Origin of the sequence: Loktanella sp. DJP18 (genome assembly GCF_049310965.1) — a bacterium.
In the GTDB taxonomy this organism is placed as follows: Bacteria; Pseudomonadota; Alphaproteobacteria; order Rhodobacterales; family Rhodobacteraceae; genus Loktanella.
Genome location: NZ_JBMERN010000144.1, coordinates 1 through 8190 on the forward strand (window position 1 = coordinate 1; position 8190 = coordinate 8190).

An 8190-nucleotide genomic window follows, 5' to 3' on the forward strand; every position below is an offset into this window, starting at 1 on the left:
CACTCCATCCTGCGTCCAGACAGACACCGCCTTGGCCTCGTAGTCGTTCGCCGCTCAGCGCCGCACGTATTCGACTGCAACGGTCGCCGGACCTGCGGCGCGCGACTCTCGGGGCAGGGGCCCCGCCACGGGATCCTCGACTGCCACATTGTTCGGCAAGAGAACCCTACGTGACGAGTGCTACAGTAAAGAAACAAGTCTGCTCTTGTTCCTGGATTTTGGCAGAACCGAAAAGGCCATGTTGCGAAAGGCGCTGTCGGACGACAGTTCCCGGTCGGTGTGCAAGATGAATCGCACGCCTTTGTTGGCCAGGATACGGGCAATGACCTCGGAGCCGCCCTGACCCAGATCGCCATCCAGAATAACGAGGGGATGATACAGGCTGCAGTTCAGGCCATGAATCGCAGCCAAGGCGCTGTCGGAATCATGGTGGACACTGTCGATATCCAGTCCCAGCTCGCGCAATGCGACTGCCAACCAGGTGGCCACCTGCAGATCGCTTTCGACGATGATGATCCTGTCGTGGCGGACCTCGCCACCGGCGCTCATGTCTGATCCCTCATCGCCACTGTCCTCCACTACAGTTGCCCGGCTGACGCTGGTCTTGCCGACAAAGGAACAGTCACGGCAAAGAAGAAGTTCCTTTCAAAAAGATGGTCGCCAAAGGCGGCAATGTCAGGCTGATCCGCGCCGGTTGGCCGTGCATACCTTCATCGCTTGCATGCAGGGGCGCAGGGTTGCCTGTCCCGCTGCCGCCGTATGCAGCGGCGTCGGTGTTCAGAACCTCTTGCCAGACCCCGGACGACGGCACGCCGGTGTCGTATTCCTCGCGCACGACGGGGGCCATGTTGCAGATCGCGACGACGGGATCGGTCCCGTCATGTCCATACCGGATGAAGCTGAAGACGTTGTCGTCCTTGTTGCCGCCATCGATCCATTGAAATCCGGCAGGATCGCAGTCGCGCTCATGCAGGGCACCTTCGCCGCGATACAATGCGTTCAGGTCTGCGATCAGGCGACGCACACCGTCGTGGGCCGGATCGTCCAACAGGTGCCAGTCAAGACTTCGGTCGTGGTTCCACTCCCGCTCCTGCCCGAATTCGCCCCCCATGAAGAGAAGCTTCTTGCCCGGATGCGCCCACATGAAGCCATAGTAGGCCCGCAGGTTGGCGAACTGCTGCCAGCGATCGCCGGGCATCTTGCCCAGCATCGATCCCTTGCCGTGGACGACCTCGTCATGGCTCAGTGGCAGGACGAAGTTTTCCGAGAATGCGTAAACCAGACCGAAGGTCATTTTGTCGTGGTGGTACTTCCGGTTGATCGGTTCCTCGGCCATGTACTGCAGCGTGTCGTGCATCCACCCCATGTTCCATTTGAAGTTGAACCCGAGGCCACCCTCTTCGATCGGGCGACTGACGCCGGGAAAAGCCGTACTTTCCTCTGCGATCGTGGCCGCACCCGTGGCGGCCAGTTCCACCTGTGCATTCGTGCCACGCAGGAAATCAATGGCATCGAGGTTTTCGCGCCCGCCGTAGGCATTGGGAATCCATTCGCCGTCGTCGCGCGAATAGTCGAGGTAGAGCATCGAGGCCACGGCATCAACGCGTAGGGCATCGACATGCAGGTCCTTCAGCCAGTAGATCGCCGAAGAGCGCAGGAAGTTTGCCACCTCGCGGCGGCCGAAGTTGTAGATCAGGGTGTTCCAGTCCTTGTGAAACCCCTGCCGCGGATCGGCATGTTCATATAGTGCCGTGCCGTCGAACTGTGCCAGACCGTGGGCATCGGACGGAAAGTGTGCAGGCACCCAGTCGACAATGACGCCGATATTGGCACCGTGCAGCCTGTCGACCATCTGCGCAAATTGCTCTGGCGTGCCAAAGCGGGAGGTTGGGGCATACATGCCGATCGGCTGGTAGCCCCAGGACCCGGTAAAGGGATGCTCTGACAGGGGCAGGAACTCGATGTGGGTAAAGCCCATCTCGGTCATGTAGTCGATCAGCAGATCGCCCATTGTGGCGTAGTCGAGGATTGTGTCGCCGTCGCCGCGCCGCCAGCTGCCAGGATGCACCTCGTAGATGGACACGGGCTTGTCGCGCAGATCCTGCGGTCGGCCCGAAATCCAGCCGTCGTCGGTCCAGGTGTGACGGACGCGGCCTTCGACGATGGACGCCGTGCCGGGGGATTGTTCGGCCCGAAAACCGACAGGGTCTGACTTCAACGGCTGCAGATGACCGTGGACGCCAAGGATTTCGTACTTGTAGCTGTCGCCGCGGGAAACGTCAGGGACGAAAAGTTCCCAGACACCCGATGCCCCGCGCCGCCGCATCGGGTGCCGCCGCCCGTCCCAGGCGTTGAAGTTTCCGACGACACTGACGCGCCGGGCATTGGGCGCCCACACCGCGAAGGATGTCCCGGCGACGCCTTCGTGCTGGACGAGGTGCGCGCCGAGCTTGGTGTAAAGCTCTTCGTGACGGCCTTCGCCCAGCAGGTATTCGTCCAGCTCGCCCAGCACCGGGCCGAACCGATAGGGATCGTCGCGCACCCATTCATGCTCGCCCGCCTGCATCCGCAGGCGATAGTCAAAGCGCTTCTTCTTGCCGGGGATGACAGACGAGAAGAAGCCTTCGGCATGGACTTTTTCCAGTTGGGCCAGAGTGCGCCCCTTGGCGTCCGTGACCCACACCTCTCCTGCGTCGGGGGCGAAGACATTGACGGTCACGGTCTTGTCTGCCTCGAACAGCCCCAGAAAGCTGAAGGGGTCGCCGTGGCGGCCCCGCAGGATGGATTCCATCTGGTCGTCAAACGATCTGGCAATCATGCCGCGTCCTTTCCGTTCAGGATGTCGAGGAGGCCATGCAGAGGCGTCTCGATCCACGCAGGCCGCATGGCCCGTTCGTATTCCACTTCATAGGCTGCCTTGCGGATCAGAAAGAGGTCGAGCAGGGCGCGCTCTACCTCTGTGCTTGCGGGGTGGATCGGACTATCGCTCATGGTGTCGCGGTAGGCGGCCAGAAACGCGGCAGAGGTGGCCTCGCGCCATCCGTTGGCCTGCTCGTGGACCCAGTCCCGGTTTGACCCGGCATCGACGCGGCGGCGCATGACCTCCCACGTTGCATAGTCGAAGGACCGCAACATGCCGGCAACGTCCCGCAAGGGCGAGGTCTTGATGCGACGTTCACGCAGGGGCCGGGTCGGTTCGCCTTCGAAGTCGATCAGGATGACATCGTTCTGTGATACCAGCACCTGACCCAGGTGATAATCGCCGTGGATGCGAATGCGCGCACCCGAGGGCTCCATGCCCCGCAATGCAGCGAAACGTTCGGCGATATCGTCCCGGCGCAACAGCAGATCGTCCGCCAGCGTGCGGGCGTCCCCGTCTAGCGTCGATGCCTTCAGGTTGTCCATCAACGTTGCGATCTCGGCCTCGGTTTCGTCCACCAGCGTGGCGATGTCCTCGCGCGTCAGTGGCTCACTCGAGAATTCCCCTGACCCGCTGCCGAGGGCGAGGTGCAGTTCAGCAGTCCGCTTGCCCAGAACGGTGCCAAGATCAAGCGTGCCACCCATGAGGGTGCCTTCCTGCTCCTCGACCGGCAGAACTTCGCGGGCCTGCAGATCGCGGTCGAGTGCCGCGGTGATGTAGGCCCAAGCATCACCCTGGTTGCGCACGAATTCCAGAGCCGCCGCCAGCGTCGTGACGGCACCCTCGTCATCGACGAGGTCGACAGTCCCCAGCAGGGCAGGGGCGTTCCTGAAGTCGGTCTTGTCGGTCAGGAAGCGCGCAATCTCGATATCCGGCTGCACGCCGCTGCGCAGGCGGCGGTAAAGCTTCAGGACGATCTGATCGCCGAAAGCGATGGAGGCATTGGATTGTTCGCCGGGCAGCAGGCGCACGTCCGTATCCGTCTCGACCTCGTCCAGCCGATCGGAACGGGTGAACCGCAGGGTGGTGTCGCCGGTCGTCATGTCCTGCCCGCTGCGCATCGCCTCCAGCAGGGCAATGCTCATCTCTTCGTCGACGGCACCGTCCATCAGCGCCCCGACGCGGTTGGTGCGCCTCAGCTTGGACAGCGTGTGGGGCAGGCGCGGGCCGAGGGTCAGTGCGTCTTCGCGCCAGACGGCCGAGAGAGGAAGGAAATAGGACTGCATGTCACCACCGACCTCGACGTCGGCGATGGACAGCAGATGCTTGCCGTCCGAAAGCTCACCCAGCTGGCGCAGGGTCACCGCCCCGGTCCGCTCTCCCTTGCCGGCGAACCAGCGTTGCAGGGACAGGTATTGCGGCAGGGTGGACTTGACGAAATCGCGCCCTTCGCGTCCGTCCAGTGCCGTGGACAGCCGCCCGTCGCGGGTCGTCAGCGTCAGGAAGTCGGGCAGGATGCCCGCGACCGGCGAGTGCCAGGACGGTGCCTGATCGCTGTCGGCAAGTTCGAACCAGTAAAAGCCGTAGGCAGGCAGGGTCAGCAGATAAGGCAGGTCGCCGATCGGCGGAAAGGCGGACTGGCCGGACAGCTCAACGGGGACACGGCCCGCGAAGGCTGACAGATCGAGTTCGGCCGCCTGCGCGGAACGGGACAGGTTCGCGACGCAAAGCATCGCAATAGTCCCTTCCTCGCCCAGCTTGCCGGTGCGGCGGATATAGGCCAGAATCTTGCGATTCTGCGGATAGAGGATGTCGATTTCGCCCCGTCCGAAGGTCGAATGCTTCAACCGCACGGCAAGCATCCGCTTGATCCAATGCAGGTAGGACGACGGCGAGGCCTGCTGCGCCTCGACGTTGATGGATTGGTAGCCGTAGGTTTCGTCCTGGATCGTCGGCAGATACAGGCGCTGCGGGCTGGCGCGGCTGAAGCCTGCGTTACGATCGGCGGACCATTGCATCGGCGTGCGCACGCCGTCGCGGTCACCGAGGTAATAGTTGTCGCCCATCCCGATCTCGTCGCCGTAATACAGGACGGGTGTGCCGGGCATCGACATCAACAAGGAGTTCAGCAGTTCGATCTTGCGCCGGTCGTTCTGCATCAATGGGGCCAGACGACGGCGGATCCCCATGTTGATCCGCGCCCGCTTGTCGGCGGCGTAGGTATCCCACAGGTAATCCCGCTCGCGGTCGGTGACCATTTCCAACGTCAGCTCATCGTGGTTGCGCAGAAAGATGGCCCACTGGCAATTCTCTGGGATATCCGGCGTCTGGCGGATGATGTCGGTGATCGCATGACGGTCTTCCTGTGCGACCGCCATGTACATGCGTGGCATCAGCGGAAAGTGAAACCCCATGTGGCACTCGTCGTCGTCGCCAAAATAGGGCCGGGTATCCTCTGGCCACTGGTTCGCCTCGGCCAGCAGCATCCGGTTTTCGTAATGCTTGTCGAGGTCGGCGCGGATCGCCTTCAGAATGTCGTGGGTCTCCGGCAGGTTCTCGTTATTAGTCCCGTCGCGCTCTACCAGATAGGGAATCGCGTCCAGCCGCAGGCCGTCGACACCCTTGTCGAGCCAGAAGTGCATCACGTCCAGCACCGCTTCCAGGACAGCCGGATTATCAAAGTTCAGATCGGGCTGGTGGTCGAAGAAGCGGTGCCAGTAGAACTGTTCGGCCACAGGATCCCATGACCAGTTACTGTCGTGGGTGTCGTTGAAGATGACGCGGGTCTTGTCCATCCACTGCGTCGGATCATCGGTCCAGACGTAGAAGTCCCGCTCGGGGCTGCCTTTGGGCGCGCGGCGTGCGCGCTGGAACCAGTCGTGCTGGTCGCTGGTGTGGTTGATGACCAGTTCTGTCACCACCTTGAGCCCGCGGCGGTGCGCCTCGTCCACGAGGGCCTGAAAATCCTCCATCGTGCCGTATTGCGGGTTCACTTCCTTGAATTCGGCAATGTCGTAGCCGTCGTCGCGGAGGGGCGAGGGGTAGAAGGGCAGAACCCAGATCGTGTTGACCCCAAGCTCCTGCACGTAATCAAGCCGCTGCATCAGGCCAGCGAAATCGCCGATGCCGTCGCCGTTGCTGTCCTGAAACGCCTTGACGTGCAGTTGGTAGATGATCGCGTCCTTGTACCAGTCGAAAACGGTGTCCTTGGCGGCGGTCGTGTCGGTCTGGGTAGTCATCAGCGGGGTTCTCCCGGCGCGATCAGGCGCCAAATTGCATAAGGGCGGGATTCTGGGTCGAGGTGCAGGGTCTGGTATTTGCCGTGCCACGTGAATCTGTTGCCGTTCATCAGATCCTCGACCTCGATCGAGGCGTGATCGTCCAGCCCGAACTTCCACAGCGGAACCTCGAAACTGAACTCCGCCGGGGCGAAGGGGTCGATGAGCACATGGAAGAACACGAAATTGCCCGTCGCGGAATCGTGCCGCGAATAGGACAGAACGCGGTCCTCATGGGCGACCTCGAACTCCAGGTTGGTGAAATCGCGCATCGCGGGCTGTTCGCGCCGGACCCGATTGATCAGGCGAACGTCGTCCTTGATGTGGCTGGGCGCGTCGTAATCGCGGTGCCGCAGTTCATACTTCTCGCTGTCGAGGTACTCCTCTCGCCCGGGCAGGGGCGCCGCTTCGCACAGCTCGAACCCTGAATAGAGGCCCCAATTGCCTGCAAGGCTTGCCGCGAGGATGGCGCGTGTCCGGAATCCCGGTCGGCCGGAGGTCTGCAGGAAGACCGGGTTGATGTCCGGCGTATTCACGAAGAAATTCGGCCGCATGTAGTGGCGGCAGTCTTCGGTCGTCAGCTCCGTCAGGTATTCGGTCAACTCCGTCTTATCGTTCCGCCAGGTGTAGTAGCTGTAGGACTGGTTGAACCCGACCTTCGCCAGGCGTTTCATCACCTTGGGGCGGGTGAAGGCTTCGGACAGGAAAATCGCACCGGGATGGGCTGCCTGCACCTCGGCGATGATCCACTCCCAGAAGGGAAATGGCTTGGTATGCGGATTGTCGACGCGGAAGCACAACACGCCATGCCCGGCCCAGAACAGGAACATATCCCGGATCGCTTCCCAGAAGGGCGCGTTCGGCGTGCCGTCGTCCAGATAGTAGCGAAAATTGACGATGTCCTCGTATTTCTTGGGCGGATTTTCGGCGTACTTGATGGTGCCGTCGGGCCTGCGCTCGAACCAGTCCGGATGCTCTGCGATCCACGGATGATCGGGAGAGGCGTTCAGCGCGATATCCATGGCGACCTCGAGGTCATGATCCGCCGCCGCGGCGACCAGCGCGTCGAAATCGTCCAGCGTGCCAAGGTCGGGATGTACCGACGAATTGCCGCCTGCGTCCGATCCGATGGCATAGGGCGAGCCGACATCGTCGGGTGCTGCGGTCAGCGAATTGTTCTTGCCCTTGCGGTTTGTCGATCCGATCGGATGAATCGGCGGGAAATACAATACGTCGAAGCCCAGATCCTTGACGTAGGGCAGGCGGTCGATCGTGGTGCGGAATGTACCATGCTCACCCTGCTCACCGGTTGATCGCGGGAAAAGTTCATACCAGGCACTGAAAGCGGCGCGTTCGCGGTCGACGCAGACCGGAATCTCGTGGTCATAGGTGCAGGCATTGGCCCGCGGACCTGCGCGGCGCATCAGTATGTCTGTCTCGTCGGACATCACCACCTCCGCCGCGGCCTTGCTCTTCAGCGCCTTCTCCAAGACCTTCAATGCTTTGGCATCCGTGCGGTTCGCCGTCGTGTCGGTGATCATCAGACGCGCTTCCTCGATCTCGACCGAGATGTCCTGACCGGCTGCGATCTTTTTTGCAGCATCGCGCCGCAACGTGCTCCAGACGTCACGCCAGGCGATGATCTTGAACGTATGCCGACCGAGTTCATCGAACGTGATGTCGGCGTGCCACCGGTCGTTCTTCAATGCCTGCATCCGCGTCTCGGTCCAGTTCACCTGACCCTCTGCGCGATGCAGCACCGCCGCTGCAAAGACCTCATGACCGTCCCCGAAGACGTCAGCCGAAATTTCAAAGGGCCAGCCAATGACCGCCTTTGCAGCAAACTTCCCTGCATCGATTTCGGGCCTGACGGCCTCGATGACCATGCGTGAAGCCCCGAGGCTCTGAAGCGAACTTAGGGACGCTTGACGATCTGATGCCATTGGTACTGTACCTTATCCGTATCGCTTTTTACGTAGTAGTAATGATGTTCGACGATGATCGTTCCCCGTTGGCGGCTTTTATCTTTCGAACATGCCGCCTTGACGAGGT

4 protein-coding genes are annotated in these 8190 nt (G+C 61.6%); all 4 read right to left on the reverse strand.

Annotation, left to right across the window (positions count from 1 at the left end; translation table 11 throughout):
• Positions 1–180 precede the first annotated feature (180 nt).
• The 4 genes from ACOI1H_RS21920 to ACOI1H_RS21935 all read right to left on the reverse strand — a co-directional run bounded on the left by ACOI1H_RS21920 (position 181) and on the right by ACOI1H_RS21935 (position 8024).
• Positions 181–549 carry a hypothetical protein gene (locus ACOI1H_RS21920; protein WP_422440170.1) on the reverse strand — a complete coding sequence of 123 codons (369 nt, stop codon included), beginning with the start codon at positions 547–549 and terminating at the stop codon, positions 181–183.
• A gap of 73 nt (positions 550–622) precedes the next feature.
• Entirely contained in the window at positions 623–2818 is a 2196-nt protein-coding gene (glgB, locus tag ACOI1H_RS21925) for a 1,4-alpha-glucan branching protein GlgB (RefSeq protein ID WP_422440172.1), read from the reverse strand.
• Entirely contained in the window at positions 2815–6099 is a 3285-nt protein-coding gene (treS, locus tag ACOI1H_RS21930; RefSeq protein WP_422440174.1) for a maltose alpha-D-glucosyltransferase, read from the reverse strand. Before treS ends, glgB begins: the two co-directional genes overlap by 4 nt.
• On the reverse strand, positions 6099–8024 hold the full coding sequence (locus ACOI1H_RS21935) for an alpha-1,4-glucan--maltose-1-phosphate maltosyltransferase (protein ID WP_422440176.1): 1926 nt from the start codon (positions 8022–8024) through the stop codon (positions 6099–6101). Before ACOI1H_RS21935 ends, treS begins: the two co-directional genes overlap by 1 nt.
• Between the last annotated feature and the right edge of the window lie 166 nt (positions 8025–8190).

Coding starts and splice junctions, on each gene's coding strand:
- glgB (WP_422440172.1), bottom strand. CDS start 2,818: ATGATTGCCAGATCGTTTGACGACCAGATGGAATCCATCCTGCGGGGC.
- ACOI1H_RS21935 (WP_422440176.1), bottom strand. CDS start 8,024: ATGGTCATCGAGGCCGTCAGGCCCGAAATCGATGCAGGGAAGTTTGCT.
- treS (WP_422440174.1), bottom strand. CDS start 6,099: ATGACTACCCAGACCGACACGACCGCCGCCAAGGACACCGTTTTCGAC.
- ACOI1H_RS21920 (WP_422440170.1), bottom strand. CDS start 549: ATGAGCGCCGGTGGCGAGGTCCGCCACGACAGGATCATCATCGTCGAA.